Genomic DNA, 16,764 nt, shown 5'->3' on the forward strand with positions numbered 1-16,764 from the left:
CCGGCCGGCCGTCACCGGTCGGGACCGTCGACGGCGCTCCGCCGGGGCGGTCGCGGGTCAGCCGGGGTGTGGGCCGAGCTGGTCGATGGTGTAGCCGTCGGGGTACGTCCTCGTGTTGATCACACGGCCGGCGAAGAGCGGCTCGGTGCGGGGCCGGCCGAGGTGGCGCAGCAGCCGAGCCCGGATGCGCAGCCCGGCGTGCAGCCCGGCCCGCGCCGGCCAGGCCGGAGCGGCGACCCGGGTGGCCGCGCGTAGCCGGTCGTCGTACAGCGCGGCGACCAGGGCGTCGCCGATCGGCGCCAACGGGCGGGGCAGCCGGCCGAGCAGCAACTCCCGGGTGGCCCGCTCGATGGCCGCCGCGTCGTCGTTGGGCCGCAGGTGCGCCGCGTCGTAGGCGTCGAACCAGTAGGCGAACTCCTGGTAGGTCTCCGGGATGTCGGTGATGCCCATCCGGCGGCCCAGCTCCCGGTAGAGCGCATGGGTGGCGCGCCGCTCGTGACAGCAGGTGGGACGCCAACCGTACCTGTCGATCCACCGGGTCGGGATCACCACCAGGCAGCCGAGCACGTACCGGTAGTGGTCGTTGCCGATGCCGTACGGGCGGTGGATCTGGTTGACCCGACGCAGCGCCGCCCGCCCACGCGGATGGTCAAACCCGTTGAGCACCATCTCGTACATCAACAGACCTGTGTCGTCGATGCGCTTACGGGTCCGCTGGGTCAGCTCACCGGTGGCGGTGTGCACGGCGGCGATCTCCGGAATGGAGAAGGAACGGTTGAACGCCAGGTTGAGCCCGAGCCGCAGGTCCCAGCAGAACTCGTGGCGCAGCATCGTCTGGTAGATCTCCAGGTGGTCACGCTCGGGGTCGAGTGAGCGGATGCGCGCCAGGTTGGCGTGACGGTCTCGCAACAGCGGCTCCTCCAACGATGTCGGCTGTCGGTCTGGCGGGCCGGTCCGGGCCGGCGCTCGGCGGTCCGCAGGCCGCCGGCTCAGTCCGCGGCCAGCTCGGTCAGGTCACGATCGAGCAACTCGGCCAGCAGGTTGTGCCGGCCGGGGTCGTTCTCCGGCGTGATGCCCCGGCTGGGCATCTCCACGGTCATCAGCAGGTGCAGGTGCATCCGGTACAGCGTCAGCCGGCGGCGGACCCCGTCGTCGAAGACCAGCGGCTCCCCGGTGGCCTCGGCGTACCCGCGCAGGAACGGATGCGTCGGTTCGTCCTCGGCGCGGCGGAACAGCAGCGGAGAGACCAGATCGAGCAGCGGATCCCCGTAGAGGAACCGCTCGCCGTCGACCAGGCCGCACATCCGGTACGCCCCGTCGGCGTCCCGGTCGGCGAGCACGTTGCCGTCCCAGCAGTCGAAGTGCAGCAGCGCCGGCCGACGGACCGTGTCGAGCACTTCGCGGTGCCGGGCCACCAGCGCCCGGAACCGCTCCGGCGGCGCGGGCAGCGCCACCTCCCAGTCGGCCGCGTCGGCGAGCAGGTCGTCGATGATCGCGGCGAACGCGGCCGACCAGGTCGCTCCGCCGGTACGGCCGGCGTCGTAGCCGAACCTGTCGCCGGTGATCCGGTGCAGGGCGGCCGTCGCCGCGCCCAGGTCGGCGCGGACCGGCCCGTCGTCACCGTCCAGATCGGGCAGGACCCGGCCGGGCAGCCGTCCGGTGACCAGCCACTCACCGAGTTGCCGGTCGTAGCCGTGGTGCAGCACCGGCGGCACCGGCACCTGCGGTGCCCGCTCGGCGACCAGCCGGAAGTAGCGGGCCTCGGCGGCGAGCAGGTCGGTCTCGTAGCGCAGCAGCCGGGCGGTGGCCGGCGGGGCGACCTTCAGCACCACGTCCCGGTGACCGGTCTGCGGGCGGCCCGCACCCGGCCGTTCGCCGTCGAGGCGGACCCACCACACGGCGGCGAAGCCGCCACCGGACAACGGCCCGCAGTCGGCCACTCGACGGTCCGGGCCGAAGGACGACCGTACGAAGTCGACCACGTCGTCGGGGGAGAGGACCCGTTGCGTCGGACTGACCGGTGCCACCCGGCCAGCGTAGGCGGCAGCCCCCTCGGCTGTCCGTCCCGTGCCGCCGGCCGCACCGGGTTCGCGGCCGGCGGAGCGTACGGGTCAGCCGTTGGTCACCACCCCGGTCAGCACCACCTCCGGCACCGGCCCGGCCGAGGGGTTGTAGACCTGTAGCTCGATCCACTCGTCGGGCTCGTCGATCGAGTCGATGATCGTCGGTACGGAGATGTCGCCGGTGGCCGCGTCCGGCGGGATGAACACGGACGTTGCGAGCCAGGTCTGCGACAGCGGCCGTGACGGCTCTACCGGATCGCCCCCCGTGAACATGGTGAACCACTCCGGGTCGACGTCCGTGGTGGACAGCTCCGGCCGGTCGGCGGGAACCTGCGGCAGAGCGTACGCGAAGATGCCTACCTCGGTCGGCGCGGACGAGGTGAAGCGCCAGGTGAGCAGCTCACCCTCGGCGGCCCGGACCGACGTGGACTCGACGTCGATGGCCGGCACCGGGTCGTCGTTGAGCACGGCGAGTCCACCGACGTAGCCGCCGACGACGAGGCCCCGCTCCGCCTTGGCGGCCAACGTGTGCTGCTCGGTGTAGTTCCACACCGTGTCACCGACCACCTCGACGGGGATCCGGATGCTGCGCTGGCCGGGTCGGACAGTGGCCAGCCAGGAGCGGCTGTTGCCCAGGTCGTCGGTGACGTACAGCCGCACCGTGCCACCGCCACCGCCGGTCACCGAGACCGGAGTCTCGTACGTCTTCGTGCCCGAGTCGCCCTCCTGCACCTCCAGGGCACCGATGTCCACCCGGGATGGAGCGGAAGCGCGGGTAGGCGGCGTGCCCGGTCGCCAGGCCCACGCGTCGAGCAGCCACGCCCTACCGTCAGCGGTACGCGGGGTGATCTCGATGGCGGTAATACGTGCTGGTGCGCCCCTGAGCGGCACCCGCACCTCCTGCGCCCAGTACGAGGTCGTGTACTCCGTCCCGGGCAGCCCGTCGACCCGGACCGCGCCCAACCGGCTGCGCCGGCCGTCCGGGCCGATCACCGCGACGTCGAACCTGGTGTCGGTGGTGTTCGGTGGGACGATCACGCGCAGGGCCAGATCCCGGGCACCGGCGACGGCGACCGGGCGGGCCGGTGACAGCCGGATCGGCCGGCCGGCGGCGGACCACCTCAGCGCCGCCGCGTACCTGTCGGGTTCGGGCACGGTCCAGAGGAACGGCACGAAATGCGCCAGGAGCGCGTTGGGATCCTCCGGGTCGAGGCAGGACCGTTCCGGGTCGTCACTCACCTGGTCACAGATCCGGGCCCCGCCGGACAGTCGCGTCGACGGGTCCGGCGTGAGCAACGGCGTGCGGTTTCCGCCCAGCGCGTGACTGAGCACCCGGGCCGGGTCGGCCGAGGGGGCACGCCGGCCGCTGCCGTCCAGCAGTGGGCGGACCCGGTCGTCGCCGGCGACGAACAGCCGCGCGGCGGCGGCGATGTACGTGGCACCGGCGGTCTGCTGCTGGGTAGCGGTGAGCCGGGTCGCAGTGCCCGGGGAACAGACGGGATCAGGGCCGCCGACCGTGGCGAAGTCGTCGTTCGACGGAGCCACCGACTGGCCGGGGGTCCACTCGGTGTTGAAGAAGTTGTGGTTGGCGCCGATCATGTAGAGCGCGCTGCGCAGCGCCCGGCTGTCGCCGATGTCACGGGTCTCGTCGACGAAGAGCTGGCCCTGCTGGTCGTAAACGTCGCCGTCGCAGCCGGGCAGGATCGTCACCGCCGGGACGTCCGGCACCGGGTTGTGCCCGAAGAGGGTAGGGCCGATCAGCAGCATGCCCCGGATGGTCCAGCGGACCCGGCCCGGATAGCCGTCCCGGCTTGCCGGTGGCGGCGTCAGTGAGTCCATCGCCGCCCGGCTGACGCCCTCACCGCCCCGGGAGTGACCGACCAGGAAGACGCGGGACAGGTCGGCGCGCGGTGCGGCGCGGACGATTCCCGGCGCGCCGGCCCGACCGGCGCCGGTCCAGTCGGCCCACTTCGCGAGGTGCAGCCGGACCAGGTCGGAGCGGGCCTGGGCACCGCCATCCTCGGCCGCCCAGTCCTGGCCGTTGATCCCGTTGGCCGAGATCGACACGGTCAGGTAGCCCTGCGAGGCGAGCAGCCGCTGCGCCTGAAGGTAGCCGCGGTGACTCGGGATCGGTTCGGCGTCGGCCGGGCAGGGCCACTGCTGGGGACCGTACTCGTCGCCGCGATAGCAGAAGGCGTGCCGGCCGTGCAGGAACAGCGCGAGCGGTCGGACGCCGGAGGCGCCCACCGGCGCGACCACGACGGCGCGCATCTCGACCTTCTCCGGGAACTCCGGCAGCTTCACGTCGGGCAGGGCGTACTCCCCGGTCACCTGCCGATAGGGACCGGCGACGCCGGGATCCACGGCGGCGGCCGGCTGCCTGCCCGGTGGCGCGACGACCGGGGGCGCGGCTCGGCGGGTGGCGGGCGGGACGTCCTCGTCTATCCTCCTGCCCCCCGCGCGGACCGTCAGTTCGCCGAGCGGGGCGGGACCGTCCAGGGCGAGGCTGAAGGTCCGGCCGTCCGGGTGCGGGCGGGCGGGCCCGAGACGCCGGTCGTCGGACCAGAACTCGACGGCGGCGTCACCGATCGGCACCCGTTTGTCCGAGCGCCAGGTCAACTCCCCGCCGGCCGTCGACCAGCCCTCGCTCACCGACCCCGGCGTGGGGCTCGCGGGCGGGGCGGCAGTCGCCGGCCCGGCAGCCCCGGCCACCAGAGCGACGGTTAGCGTGGCCGCCATTAGATATCTACGCATGCGATCACGCCTATCCCAGCCGTGCAACACGCGGTGGCCTGCCGGGTTTCCGCGATGTGTCCAGCGCCTGGCTCTCCGGCGGGACGCTGGCCGCGCTGACCGCCGACCGAGGTGTTTCTGGGAACGTCAGTGGCGTGCTCCGGTCGACGCGTCCGGCACGTACTCGAGCACGACCCCCCGCAGGTAGCGCGGGGTGGTGGGAGATCCGCCGCGCCCACCGCGAACATCAGGGAGCTGTCCGGGGTCCCGGCGATCCCGTGCAGGCTCAGACCGACCGCGTCCGGCGGCTTCGGCGCCGCGACGCCGGCCCACCCGCCCGTCCGGTACGTGACGAGCGAAGCGCTCGGCGCCGGCGAGTTGTCGATCAGCCACGGCTGTCCGGCATGGTCGGTGACCACGTCGGGCAGCGCGCCACCTTGCCCGTACCTGAGCAGTTCGAACGATCCACCGCTCGCGCGCACGGCCAACCCACCGTCGCCCACCGCCCACAGTTCGCCGGACGAGGGACCCGCGAGCGCGCCGAAGGAGGACTCCTCCTCGTCGACGCCAACCTGGACCGTGCGCCAGGCTGAGCCGTTCCAGTGGAAGAGCAACGGGCCCTTGAATCCCTGCCACGCGCCGTTGCCCGCAGCCCAGACGTTGTCCGGGCCGAAGGCCTTGATCGCGGTGAAGGTGCAGAAGTTCGGCATCCCACCGAAGGATGTGCCGCCGGTGCGGCAATCGGCGGGCGGCTGGTGCGACCGCCAGGATCGTCCGTCCCACTGCTCGATGATCACACTGCTGAGGTCGTTGCCCACCAACCAGGTCTGTCCGCCGAGGACGGTGAGCCCGGTGATCAGTGCGTGGCCTCCGCCGTCGCCCCGCGCGAACGGCACCTCGCGCCAGGCGCTGCCGTCGTAGTGCAGGACGTGCGTCACCTGCTCCTCCGGGCTGGCGGCGGCCGTGCTGCCGACCACCCAGACATTCGACGGCGAGTCGGCCGCGACGAGGTCGAGCCGGCCGTGCCAGGAGGTCGCCGGCACGGCCGCTCGTGTCCAGTTCGTTCCGTCCTACCGAAGGACCAACGGGGTGCCGGTGTCGTTCGGCCGGTCGGGCGAGTAAGCCTCGCTACCGACGGCCCACGCGTGCCTGGCGTCCACCGACACCACGTCCCACAGCACGCTCGTGGGCCCGGCCAGCTCCGGCAGCGTGGCCAGTCGCCAGCTTGGTGCCGGCGGGCTGGTGCCGACGGCTTCGGGGAATCCGCCGGCGGTTGTCACGGAGGGGACCGAGATGTCCGTGCCGGCCGGTCCGCCGGTGCACCCCGACACCAGCACGACCACGGCCATCGTCACGGCAATCTTGCGCATGGCACCGATGATCGCATCGCGATGCCACAGCCTCCGCCGGACGAAGACCTGCTCGTTCTGGTCAGCGCCGGACATTCGCGAGCGCCTCGGCGATCATGCGGTGGCCCTGGGCCTCGAAGGCCTCGTCGCCCACCCGGTACGCCCACGCCGCGGTGCCGATCGCCTCGCGGACCCGGGTACGGTGCCACGCCTCGGGCTCACGCGGGTCGGGCCCGTACCCGTCGAGAAACGCTGCCTCAAGCGTCGGATCGCGGCGGAAGTCCTGGGCGGCCAGCCGGCCGAAGTCGGTGAATGCCTGGCGCATCGCCGCGCGGCCGAAGTCGATGACGCTCACCACGCCGTCGTGGACCAGCCAGTTCCGGGGCTGCCAGTCCCCGTGGGTGGGTACCAGGGACGCGGACGGGGTCGGCCAGGAGGCTATTTCGGCCTGGAGCCGCCGTACGGTGTGCGGGGCGATCCGGTGTGGTCGGACCAGCCAGGCCAACGCCCTCTCGTTCTCGCGTCGCTCGTGGTCGTCGTCGGTGACGGCGAGTTGGGCGTGCAGCAATGCCAGCAGCTCGCCGGCCTGCCGGTAGAGGCGGGGACCCTCGGCGTGCTCGCTGCCGAGCACCAACCGACCGGGCAGGTAGCGGGTGACGAGCAGCTTCGCGTCCACGTCACCGCGCACGAGGGTCGGCGCGCGATTCCGATCCGTCCAGGGCCGCAACCAGTTGGCATGGGCGTCCAGTTCACGCCGGATGCCGTGGTCGTCGTCGCCGCCGGCCTTGACGATGAACCGCGCACCCGCGCAGGTCACCTCGAGGACGGTGGTGGCCACCAACCCCCAGCTGTGATCGGCCTCGACGCTCGCCCCGGGAAGCCACCGCCCCAGCAGCGTCCGCTGCTGGCGGGTGAGGTTCCCGAGGGCCGAGGTCACCGCGAAAGGATACGAACCGCCCGTGGGTACGGTCAGGACTCGCCGGACGGGGTTGCCTGCGGGATCGTCAGCGCGGTCCACGACACGGGCGGCAGCTCGACGGTGAGCAGACCGTCGGAGAGCCGCGCGGTGTCGTTGTTCCGCAGTCCGACCCGGTGCGGGTCGCGCAGGTCGTTGGCCGCGCGTACGTCGGTGTCCCAGATGCCCTGGGCTGAGACCGCACCGGTCGGCTGGAAGGCGCGCAGGTCGATGGTCACCGTCGTCGCCTCGGTGAGGTGTCGATTCTGCAGGAACACCGAGATCGCGGGCCCTGCACAGGTCGCGGCGGCGGCGACCACCGGCACCGAGCCGAAGGTCGCGGTGGGCGTCTCGTCGGCGTCGACCAGGACCCGCAGCGCGTCGCCCCGGGCGGTGCGCGAGGTCACCGAGAACGGGAAGAACGTGGTCTGCCGCCAGGCCGGCCCACCGGGCTCGGTCATGATCGGTGCGATCACGTTGACGAGCTGCGCGAGGTTCGCCGAGGTGACCCGGTCGGCGTGGTTGAGCAGGGAGATCAGCAGGCCGCCGAGGACCACGGCGTCGGCCACGGTGTACCGGTCCTCCAGCAGGCGTGGCGCCACCGGCCACTCGTCGATGCTGAACGTGCGGGCCTGCTCCTGCCACCGGCTCATGTACCAGATGTTCCACTCGTCGAACGCGAGATCCACCCGCTTGGCCGAGCGCTTCACCGTGCGGACGTGGTCGACGGTGGCGACCACCGACTCGATGTAGGCGTCCATGTCGACCCCGGAGGCGAGGAAGCTCGCGAGATCACCGTCGTGTTCCTGGTAGTACGCGTGGCAGGAGATGTAGTCGACGTCGTCGTACGCGTGCGTCAGCACGACGCGTTCCCACTCACCGAAGGTCGGCATGCCGCGGCCGGACGACCCGCAGGCGACCAGCTCCAGTTCCCGGTCCACCTGCCGCATGGCCTTCGCCGTCATCGCCGCGAGCTTGCCGTAGTCGGTGGCGTCGCGGTGGCCGAGCTGCCAGGGCCCGTCCATCTCGTTGCCCAGGCACCACATGGCGATCCGGAACGGTTCCTCGCGGCCGTTTGCGGCCCGTTGCGCGGCGCGGGCGGTGCCGGCCGGCAGGTTCGTGTACTCCAGCAGCTCGACGGCTTCCTTCGGGCCCCGGGTGCCGAGGTTGACGGCCAGCATCAGCTCACTGCCGACCAGGTCGAGCCAGTGTTGAAACTCGTGCAGGCCGACCTGGTTGGTCTCGGTGGAGTGCCAGGCGAGATCGAGCCGACTCGGCCGCTCGGCCACCGGCCCGACGCCGTCCTCCCAGTTGTAGCCGGAGACGAAGTTGCCGCCCGGGTACCGGACCGTGCTGACCCCGAGCTCCTTGACCAGCTCGACCACGTCGCGCCGGAAACCGTCAGGCCCGGCGGTGGGGTGTCCCGGCTCGTGGATGCCGTCGTAGATGTGGCGGCCGAGGTGCTCGACGAAACCGCCGAAGAGTCGTCGACGGACCGGCCCGACGGTGAAGGCCGGGTTCAGGGTGAGGTGCGCGCGGGGCATGGGGCTCCTAACGATGATCACCTACGATAACGTTTTCGGCGACGGTAGACGAGCCCTCGACGGGCAGCTTGACATCGCAGCGCGTCGGTCCGCGACGTGCCCGGCCGGCGGCGGGGGCCGCGACGCGTCACCTCGGGGCGGGTCCGGAGCTGTCTCTGCGGATCAGGTCCGCGGCGAGCGACTCGATCCGAGGCTTGGCGGCGCCGGGGTCGAGAGCCAGGGCCATCGCCCGGGCGCCCATCTCGACAAGGGGCAGCCGGACGGTGGTAAGCGCCGGGGTGACGTCGCGGGCCACCGGCATGTCGTCGAAGCCGAAGACGCTCACCTGCTGTGGCACCGGCACCGCGCGGGCGCGCAGCAGCGCCAGCGCGCCGATGGCCATCGAGTCGTTGAGCGCCGCGATCGCGGTCAGCCCGGGCTCCGCGTCGAGCAGGGCGGCGGTGGCCTCGGTACCGCCGTCGCGGTCGAAGTCGGCGTACCGGATGCGGTGTTCCGGCAGGTCCCGCCCGTGCTCGGCGAGCGCCGCGCGGAGCCCGGTGAGCCGGTCGGTCGTGGTGGTCAGCACCCGGGGGCCGGCCACCACGCCGATGCGTTCGTGGCCGAGGCGGCACAGCTCACGGCCGAGAAGTTCGGCGCCGCCCCGGTTGTCCGGCATCACCGCGTCACCGGAGTGCTCGTGGCGGCCGATCACCGCCACCCGCCCCCCGGTGGCCTCGTACGCGGCGAGCTTGCCGTTGAGCAGCCGGGTGAAGTCGGCGTCGTGGTAGCCGGAGCCGGCCAGGATGATGGCGGCCACCTGCTGGCCGCGCAGCAGTTCCACGTACTCCAGCTCGCGCTCCGGGTCGCGGTAGCTGTTGCAGATCATCAGCAGGCGGCCCTGGTCGGTGGCGACCCGTTGCAGGCCCCGGGTGATCTCCGAGAAGTACGGGTCGGAGACGTCATGGACGATCACCCCGACGGCGCCGCGGTGCGACCTGGCCAGCAGTTGGGCGTGCGCGTTGGGCACGTACTGCAACTCGGCGACGGCCCGCAGCACCCGTTCGCGCAACTCCTCGGTGACCGGCTTGCTGCTGCCGTTGATCACGCGGGAGGCCGTGGCGGGTGAGACCCCGGCCCGCCGGGCCACATCGGACAGCGTCGCCACACCCGCCCCCTCACGCGTCGCGCCGGCCGCTGCCGTGGCGACCAGCGACACCGTACCGCAGTGAGGGTCCTTTTCCGTTCCGCGGTAAACGCAGGTCAAAGACGCAGCTCGGGTTCGATCCACCCGACGTCCGGCGTGCGCGGTGGCCAGCGGTTTGTTCGCGTTCCCGGCGCGAGGCCAGGACCTCGGCGGCCGAAAGTTCCGCAGCCAGGTAAGCCCTTGCCTGGCTGTCAGGGCACCGCCTAGTCTTGCAGGAAAGCGCTTACCTGACCGGTTCGGGCGCGTACGACGGAAGGACCCCCATGACCCGCAGGTCGATCGGCATCATCGTGAACGGCGTGACCGGCCGGATGGGATACCGGCAGCATCTGGTGCGCTCCCTGCTGGCCATCCGTTCCGCCGGTGGCGTGCCGCTGGCCGACGGCACCACCGTCTGGCCGCATCTCGTCCTCGTCGGCCGCAGCGAGGCCAAGCTGCGCGAGATCGCCGAACGACACGGCCTCGACGACTGGACCACCGACCTGACCGCCGCGCTGGCCCGCGACGACGTCCAGATCTACTTCGACGCGCAGGTGACCCAGCAGCGGGAGAAGGCCATCCGATGGGCCATCGAGGCGGGCAAGCACATCTACACCGAGAAGCCCCTCGCCGAGGACACCGCCGCCGCCCTGGACCTGGCGCGCGCCGCCCGGTCCGCCGGCGTACGCACCGGTGTGGTGCAGGACAAGCTCTTCCTGCCGGGGCTGCGCAAGCTCAAGCGGCTGCTCGACGGCGGCTTCTTCGGCCAGGTGCTGTCGGTACGCGGCGAGTTCGGCTACTGGGTTTTCGAAGGCGACTGGCAGCCCGCGCAGCGCCCGTCGTGGAACTACCGGAGCGCCGACGGCGGCGGCATCGTGGTGGACATGTTCCCGCACTGGCACTACGTGCTCGCGGAACTGTTCGGCGAGGTACGCGCCGTCTCCGCCACCATCGCCACGCACATTCCACGCCGGGTCGACGAGGCCGGACGGCCCTACGAGGCCACCGCCGACGACGCCGCCTACGGCATCTTCGAGTTGGCCGGTGGCGTCATCGCCCAGCTCAACTCGTCCTGGTGTGTCCGGGTGTACCGGGACGAGCTTGTCGAGTTCCAGGTCGACGGCACCGAGGGCAGCGCGGTCGCCGGGCTGCGGCGCTGTCGGGTGCAACACCGGGCGGTCACCCCCAAGCCGGTCTGGAACCCGGATCTGCCCGCCACGGAGGACTTTCGTTCGCAGTGGACGGAGGTGCCGGACAACGAGGACTTCGACAACGGCTTCAAGGTGCAGTGGGAGGCGTTCCTGCGGCACGTCGCCACCGGTGAGCCGTTCCCGTGGGACTTCCTGGCCGGCGCGCGTGGCGTGCAGCTCGCCGAGCTGGGCCTGCTGTCGGCCCGCGAGGGTCGCCGCGTCGAGGTGCCGGAGCTGGCCCTGTGAGCGAGCGAAGCGAGCGAACCAGCAGGCTCGGTAGCGCGGCGCCTCGCGCCGCCGGCGAGCGGAGCGAGGTGGCGGCGTGAGCGGCACCGAGGTGACAGTGCCCGGCGGCCGCCGGGTGCGGCTCTCCGGCGGCACCGGGCATCCCCGCCCGGACGCGCCGCCGAACTGCCGCGTCGCGTACGCCGCAGCGCACGTGGTGGCCGACCCGACCGCGGACAACACCCCGGGTGCCCCGGCTGTCCTGGACTGGGACCGTACCCTCGCCTTCCGCCGGCACCTCTGGTCCTACGGGCTGGGGGTGGCCGAGGCGATGGACACCGCGCAGCGCGGCATGGGCCTGGACTACCCCGCCACCCGGGAACTGATCCGCCGCAGCGCGGCGGAGGCCCGGGCCGTCGGTGGGCGGATCGTCGCCGGGGCCGCCACCGACCAGCTGCCACCCGGCCCGGCGACGCTCACCGAGGTCACCGCCGCCTACCGGGAGCAGCTCGACGACGTGCAGGCGACCGGGGCGGTGCCGGTGCTGATGTGCAGCCGGCACCTGGCCGCCGCCGCCCGTGGCCCCGAGGACTACCTGCGGGTGTACGACGAACTGCTGCACGCCGCCGACCGGCCGGTGGTGCTGCACTGGCTCGGTCCGATGTTCGACCCGGCGCTCACCGGTTACTGGGGTACCGCCGACCTGGACCTGGCCGCCGACACCGTCGTCGAGCTGCTCAAGACCCACGCGTCCCGGGTGGACGGCATCAAGGTGTCGCTGCTCGACGCCGGACGTGAGGTGGCGTTGCGTCGCCGGCTGCCGGCCGGCGTCCGGCTCTACACCGGCGACGACTTCCATTACCCGGAACTGATCCGGGGTGACGAGGCCGGCCACTCCGACGCGCTGCTCGGGGTCTTCGCCGCCATCGCGCCGGCCGCGTCGGCCGCGTTCGCCGCCCTGGACCGCAGAGACCTCGAGGCGTACGACGAGATCTTCGCCCCGACCGTGCCACTGGCCCGACACCTGTTCGCCGCGCCCACCTGGTACTACAAGACCGGCATCGTGTTCCTGGCCTGGCTGGCCGGGCACCAGGAGCACTTCACCATGGTCGGCGGGTTGCAGTCCGGCCGCTCACCGGAACACCTGGGTACCCTGCTCACCCTCGCCGACGCCGCCGGCCTGCTGCCCGACGCCGAGCAGGCCGCCGCCCGGGCCCGGGCCTTCTTCACAGTGGCCGGGGTGACCCAGTGAGCCGGGCGGCCCTGCGCCGGTTCTCGTTCAACCAGGCCACCGCCCAGCACTGGCCGCTGCCCGACGTGGTCGCCGGCTGCGCCGCCGCCGGGGTACCGGGCATCGGCCTGTGGCGGGAACCGGTAGCCGAGTACGGTCTCGGTCGCGCCGCGAAGCTGGTCCGCGACGCCGGGCTGGCGGTCACCACGCTGTGCCGGGGCGGGTTCTTCACCGCCGACGACTGGCGGGAGCAGAACCTGCGCGCCATCGACGAGGCGGCCACGCTCGGCGCGCCGGTGCTGGTCCTGGTCTCCGGCGGCCTGCCGCCGGGCAGCAAGGACATCGACGGTGCCCGCGCCCGGGTGGCCGACGCGATAGCCGAACTCGCCCCGCACGCCGACGCCGCCGGGGTGACCCTGGCCATCGAACCGCTGCACCCGATGTTCGCCGCCGACAGGTGCGTCATCGCCACCCTCGGTCAGGCGCTCGACATCGCCGAGCGGTTCGACCCGGGCGTGGTCGGCGTGGTGGTGGACGCGTACCACGTGTGGTGGGACGACACCGTCCACGACCAGATCGCCCGCGCGGGGGACTGGATCGCCGCGTTCCAGGTCTGCGACTGGGTCACCCCGCTGCCGGAGGGGGTGCTGCTCGGCCGGGCGCTGCCCGGTGACGGCTGCATCGAGCTGCGCCGGCTGCGCGAGGCGGTGGACGCGGCCGGCTACGCCGGCCCGATCGAGGTGGAGGTCTTCAACGCCGAGGTGTGGGCACGTCCCGGCGAGCAGATCCTGGCCGCCGCCATCGACGGTTACCTCCGCGAGGTCACCTGACCCGGTGGCCGTGCGGGCCGACCAGCCGCGCCGGGAGGAGCCGGACGGTGGGTGCCTGCTTCCGGTGACCCGGCATCCATGAGAGTCTTACCCGGCTCAGCTCCCGTCGTGGTATCACCATGTTCCTGAGGGATCCGCCATGCAGACTCATCCTGTTCGTCGGTGGCTTGCCGGCGTGGCCGTCGTCGGCGTGCTCGTCACTGTGGCCCTCGGCGCGCCGGCCGCCGCAGCGCCGGCCGGGACCGCCCTGGCGAGCGTCAACAACGTCGTCGTCGCCACCGACGGGCCGCAGAAGTTCGTCGCGCTCAGCCTGCTCGGCTATCCCAGCGAGCGGCCGGTCGGCACCTACCGCGTGCGGGTCGACCGCAGCGCCGTCACGGACTTCGCCACCGTCGAGCAGGGCTTGGACCCGGACGTGTGCACGACTGAGGGTGCGGTCCTCGACTGCGCGGTGACGATCGACAGTGACTGGGGTTCGGAACTGCTCAGCCTGGCCGTCCGGGCGGGGGCGGACGCGCAGCCGGGCCAGCAGGGGGAACTGGTGTTCACCCTCACCACGCCCGACGGCACCACCGGGACCTACCGGTCCACCGTCACCATCGGTGAAGGGGTCGACCTCGCCGCCGAGCCGGAGTTGACGCTGGAGAGCAGCCTGGGTGGCCGGGTCGAGGTACCGCTGACGGTGCTGAACCGGGGCACGAAGACCGCGCGCGGGTTGGTGCTGTACCTGTCCGGCTCCTACGGGTTCACCCCGTCGAAGCGGTACGAGAACTGCGAGTACAGCGACCTTGACCTCGACGACAGCAGCTTCGCCTGCACGTTCGACAATTCCCTGGAGCCCGGTGAGTCGCTGCGGGTGGACCCGACGTTCGGCGGAACGGTACCGGCCGACAGTTGGGCGCCGAACCGGCACCTCAGCAACGCGGTCTGGTTCACCCCTGCCGACTGGGCGGCGTTCCGTCCCGGGTTGGGCTCGACCGGGCCGCTCGGCCCGAAGGGCGACGACGAGGCGCTGACGCTGGTGCCGGTCGGCGGTACCCAGGCCCGCGCGCTCGGGCAGACCGACACCAACCCGCACGACAACGAAACCCGGATCACGCTCACCGTCGACGGCGACCAGCGTGGCGACGTGGCCGCCGAGGGGACCACCGTCACCGGAGCGGTCGGCGACACCGTCGCGATGCGGGTCGGCTACCTCAACAACGGCCCGGCCAGCGCCGGCCCCAACGGCCAGCAGGGTCTCAACGTCGAGGCCATCGTGACCCTGCCCGCACATGTCACAGCGGTCACCGCCCCGCAGTCCTGTGTCGACCAGGATGAGGACGAGTGGCGGCCCGGCAAGCCGGGCGCGCGGGTCTACGTGTGTTTCGCGCGCGGCACGATCAGCAGTGGTGAGCGGCTGAGTTTCGAGTTCGACGTGCGGATCGACCGGGCCGGCGGCAAGGGCGGCACGGTCCGGTTGCACACCTTCAACGGCGACGGCCCGGTCAAGGACCTGAACCCCGCCAACGACACCGCGAAGATCCAGCTGGAGATCTCCGGCGGTGGCGGTGGCGGCGGTTCGCTGCCGATCACCGGTGCCTCGACCGGCCTGATCGCCGGCATCGGTCTCGTGCTGATCGTCGCCGGTGCCCTCGGCTACCTGCTGGCCCGGCGGGGCCGGATCCGGTTCATCGTGTGAGCTGACGGTTCGCCGTGCGAGCTGACCCGGTGCTGTCGGGTCAGCTCGTCGCGGAGCGGGTGGCCAGCGCGTCGACCAGCCGACGGGTGGACCCGGCGAGGTTCCACCGCTCGGCCAGGTCGAGCAGTCGTTCCGGATCGGCCGGCGACACCGGCAGCTCGGTGGTCAGCGGTGGCAGGGGTACGTCCAGGGCGACCCGGACCACCTTCGGCGCCACCGCCAGGTAGTCCCGGGCCGCGTCGAGCTTGCCGCGCAGCCCGGGCGCGAAGCCGGCGGCCGGGTCGTCCAGGGCGGCGAGGATGCCGGCGATGTCGCCGTACCTGTCGACCAGCCGGGCGGCGGTCTTCTCGCCGACGCCGGCCACCCCGGGCAGCCCGTCGGACGGGTCACCGCGCAGCGCGGCGAACTCGGCGTACCTGTCGGCCGGCACGCCGTAGCGGGCCCGCACGGCGGCGTCGTCGCAGTCCTCCAGCTTGGCCACCCCCCGCCCGATGTAGAGCAGGCGCACGCCCCGGGCGTCGTCGATCAGCTGGAACAGGTCCCGGTCACCGGAGACCACCTCCACCGGCCCGGGCTGGGTGACCGACAGGGTGCCCAGTACGTCGTCCGCCTCGTATCCGGTCGCGCCGACGACCGTCACCCCCAGCGCGTCGAGCACGTCCAGGATCATCGGCACCTGGGGGGAGAGGGTGTCCGGCACCACCTCGCCGCCCTCGGGGGCCACCCGGTGCGCCTTGTACGACGGCAGCAGCGCGACCCGCCAGTCCGGCCGCCAGTCGTGGTCCATCGCGCACACCATCCGCCCTGGCTGCCGGGTGCGCACCAGGTGGGCGAGCATGTCGAGGAACCCGCGCACCGCGTTCACCGGCTGACCGTCGGCGGTCTTCGCGGCGGATTCGGGGATGCCGAAGTACGCCCGGAAGTAGAGACTGGGCGAGTCGATGAGCATGATCGGGGTCTGCGCTGTCACGCCCGACAGCCTGGCACACCGCACCGACGTTCCCGGCGTACGGCATGTCGGCGGGTTCCTTCCGCCGGCGCGACGAAGGAGGGCCTGATGACCGCACCGACCCGGCTGGCGCTCACCACAGTCAACCTCGACACACCCGAACCGGCGGCGCTGGCCCGCTTCTACGCGCGCCTGCTCGGTTGGGACATCGCCGTCGAGGAGGCCGACGACGTGATCCTGCGTGCCCCCGACGGCGGGGTGGGGCTGTCCTTCCAGCGGGAACGGGCGTACGTGCGGCCGAGCTGGCCAGCGGTGGCCGGCCAGCAGCAGATGATGATGCACCTGGAGATCGGGGTGCAGGATCTGCCGGCCGCGGTGGAGCACGCGCTGGCCTGCGGCGCGACGCTTGCCGCTTATCAGCCCCAGGAGGACGTCCGGGTCTGTCTGGACCCGGACGGCCACCCGTTCTGCCTCTGGCTGACGGACTGACCCGGTCGTGCCGTCAGCTCGCACCGGCCGTAGCTCGCCCGCCGCGTCGCTTGACGACGTACGGCAGCACGAACAGGTACAGACCGGTGAACAGCAGCAGGGCCAGCGGCAGCAGCGGTAGGTAGGCAACCCACTCGACCGGGTTGTCCTGCCCTAGCGCGACGAAGGTGACGATGACTGTCACCGTGAACGCGATCGCCAGCCACCGATGGATCTGCCGGATCCAGTTGTTCCACCTCATCGAAACCTCCCAGCCGAGTAGCGGCACCGGTCGGGCGGTCGCCCGGCCGGGTGTGACCTCGCTGGTCAAGCTAGTGACGGCGGTCGGCTGGTGCTTCTCGATTCCTGACCGGTCCGCCGCGA

The 16,764-nt window shown here is 72.2% G+C and carries 15 protein-coding genes; 5 read left to right on the forward strand and 10 right to left on the reverse strand.

Annotation, left to right across the window (positions count from 1 at the left end; translation table 11 throughout):
* Positions 1-57: 57 nt before the first annotated feature.
* From Van01_RS05945 to Van01_RS05980, 8 genes are all read right to left on the reverse strand, one after another.
* Positions 58-909, reverse strand: coding sequence for an oxygenase MpaB family protein (locus Van01_RS05945; RefSeq protein WP_204001476.1), 852 nt, complete (start codon positions 907-909; stop codon positions 58-60).
* 80 nt (positions 910-989) lie between these two features.
* The gene (locus Van01_RS05950; protein ID WP_204001478.1) at positions 990-2,027 is read right to left on the reverse strand and encodes a phosphotransferase family protein; all 1,038 of its coding nucleotides are present in this window, start codon (positions 2,025-2,027) and stop codon (positions 990-992) included.
* A gap of 84 nt (positions 2,028-2,111) precedes the next feature.
* Positions 2,112-4,817 (reverse strand): S9 family peptidase, encoded by a 2,706-nt coding sequence (locus Van01_RS05955; RefSeq protein WP_204001480.1) that lies wholly within the window; start codon positions 4,815-4,817, stop codon positions 2,112-2,114.
* Positions 4,802-5,839, reverse strand: coding sequence for a hypothetical protein (locus Van01_RS05960; RefSeq protein ID WP_204001493.1), 1,038 nt, complete (start codon positions 5,837-5,839; stop codon positions 4,802-4,804). Before Van01_RS05960 ends, Van01_RS05955 begins: the two co-directional genes overlap by 16 nt.
* Positions 5,840-5,866: 27 nt before the next feature.
* Positions 5,867-6,241 carry a hypothetical protein gene (locus tag Van01_RS05965; RefSeq protein WP_204001496.1) on the reverse strand — a complete coding sequence of 125 codons (375 nt, stop codon included), beginning with the start codon at positions 6,239-6,241 and terminating at the stop codon, positions 5,867-5,869.
* The gene (locus tag Van01_RS05970) at positions 6,228-7,082 is read right to left on the reverse strand and encodes a phosphotransferase family protein (RefSeq protein WP_204001499.1); all 855 of its coding nucleotides are present in this window, start codon (positions 7,080-7,082) and stop codon (positions 6,228-6,230) included. Before Van01_RS05970 ends, Van01_RS05965 begins: the two co-directional genes overlap by 14 nt.
* Before the next feature lie 32 nt (positions 7,083-7,114).
* Complete coding sequence (gene arfA, locus Van01_RS05975; RefSeq protein ID WP_204001502.1) at positions 7,115-8,644, reverse strand: arabinosylfuranosidase ArfA; 1,530 nt, start codon at positions 8,642-8,644, stop codon at positions 7,115-7,117.
* A 127-nt stretch (positions 8,645-8,771) separates the two neighbouring features.
* Entirely contained in the window at positions 8,772-9,788 is a 1,017-nt protein-coding gene (locus tag Van01_RS05980; protein ID WP_204002011.1) for a LacI family DNA-binding transcriptional regulator, read from the reverse strand.
* Positions 9,789-10,090: 302 nt separating this feature from the next.
* On the opposite strand from Van01_RS05980, the gene Van01_RS05985 reads away from it, so the two are divergent.
* From Van01_RS05985 to Van01_RS06000, 4 genes are all read left to right on the forward strand, one after another.
* Entirely contained in the window at positions 10,091-11,242 is a 1,152-nt protein-coding gene (locus tag Van01_RS05985) for a Gfo/Idh/MocA family protein (RefSeq protein WP_204001505.1), read from the forward strand.
* A gap of 76 nt (positions 11,243-11,318) precedes the next feature.
* Positions 11,319-12,473: a dihydrodipicolinate synthase family protein gene (locus Van01_RS05990; RefSeq protein ID WP_204001515.1), complete on the forward strand. Its 1,155-nt coding sequence runs from the start codon at positions 11,319-11,321 to the stop codon at positions 12,471-12,473.
* Positions 12,470-13,282 carry a sugar phosphate isomerase/epimerase family protein gene (locus Van01_RS05995; RefSeq protein WP_239098886.1) on the forward strand — a complete coding sequence of 271 codons (813 nt, stop codon included), beginning with the start codon at positions 12,470-12,472 and terminating at the stop codon, positions 13,280-13,282. The genes Van01_RS05990 and Van01_RS05995 overlap by 4 nt, the downstream gene beginning before the upstream one ends.
* A 139-nt stretch (positions 13,283-13,421) precedes the next feature.
* The gene (locus tag Van01_RS06000) at positions 13,422-14,963 is read left to right on the forward strand and encodes a COG1361 family protein (RefSeq protein ID WP_204001517.1); all 1,542 of its coding nucleotides are present in this window, start codon (positions 13,422-13,424) and stop codon (positions 14,961-14,963) included.
* Positions 14,964-15,003: 40 nt separating this feature from the next.
* Here Van01_RS06000 and Van01_RS06005 read toward each other — a convergent pair whose 3' ends face one another.
* A complete protein-coding gene (locus Van01_RS06005) occupies positions 15,004-15,912 on the reverse strand; it encodes a 5'-3' exonuclease (protein WP_204002023.1) in 909 nt (302 codons plus the stop codon).
* A gap of 108 nt (positions 15,913-16,020) precedes the next feature.
* Here Van01_RS06005 and Van01_RS06010 point away from each other — a divergent pair, with 108 nt between their 5' ends.
* Positions 16,021-16,401 (forward strand): VOC family protein, encoded by a 381-nt coding sequence (locus tag Van01_RS06010; protein ID WP_204001519.1) that lies wholly within the window; start codon positions 16,021-16,023, stop codon positions 16,399-16,401.
* Between the two features lie 13 nt (positions 16,402-16,414).
* Here Van01_RS06010 and Van01_RS06015 read toward each other — a convergent pair whose 3' ends face one another.
* Positions 16,415-16,711, reverse strand: a complete 297-nt coding sequence (locus Van01_RS06015) for a hypothetical protein (protein WP_239098887.1) — start codon at positions 16,709-16,711, stop codon at positions 16,415-16,417.
* Positions 16,712-16,764: the final 53 nt, after the last annotated feature.

It is taken from the genome of Micromonospora andamanensis (assembly GCF_016863495.1).
GTDB classification, from domain to species: Bacteria; Actinomycetota; Actinomycetes; order Mycobacteriales; family Micromonosporaceae; genus Micromonospora; species Micromonospora andamanensis.

Excerpts from the sequence above, each read along its gene's own strand:
- arfA (WP_204001502.1), bottom strand. The coding sequence starts at position 8,644 with ATGCCCCGCGCGCACCTCACCCTGAACCCGGCCTTCACCGTCGGGCCG.
- Van01_RS06000 (WP_204001517.1), top strand. The coding sequence starts at position 13,422 with ATGCAGACTCATCCTGTTCGTCGGTGGCTTGCCGGCGTGGCCGTCGTC.
- Van01_RS05955 (WP_204001480.1), bottom strand. The coding sequence starts at position 4,817 with ATGCGTAGATATCTAATGGCGGCCACGCTAACCGTCGCTCTGGTGGCC.
- Van01_RS05965 (WP_204001496.1), bottom strand. The coding sequence starts at position 6,241 with ATGTCCGGCGCTGACCAGAACGAGCAGGTCTTCGTCCGGCGGAGGCTG.
- Van01_RS06010 (WP_204001519.1), top strand. The coding sequence starts at position 16,021 with ATGACCGCACCGACCCGGCTGGCGCTCACCACAGTCAACCTCGACACA.
- Van01_RS06005 (WP_204002023.1), bottom strand. The coding sequence starts at position 15,912 with ATGCTCATCGACTCGCCCAGTCTCTACTTCCGGGCGTACTTCGGCATC.
- Van01_RS05985 (WP_204001505.1), top strand. The coding sequence starts at position 10,091 with ATGACCCGCAGGTCGATCGGCATCATCGTGAACGGCGTGACCGGCCGG.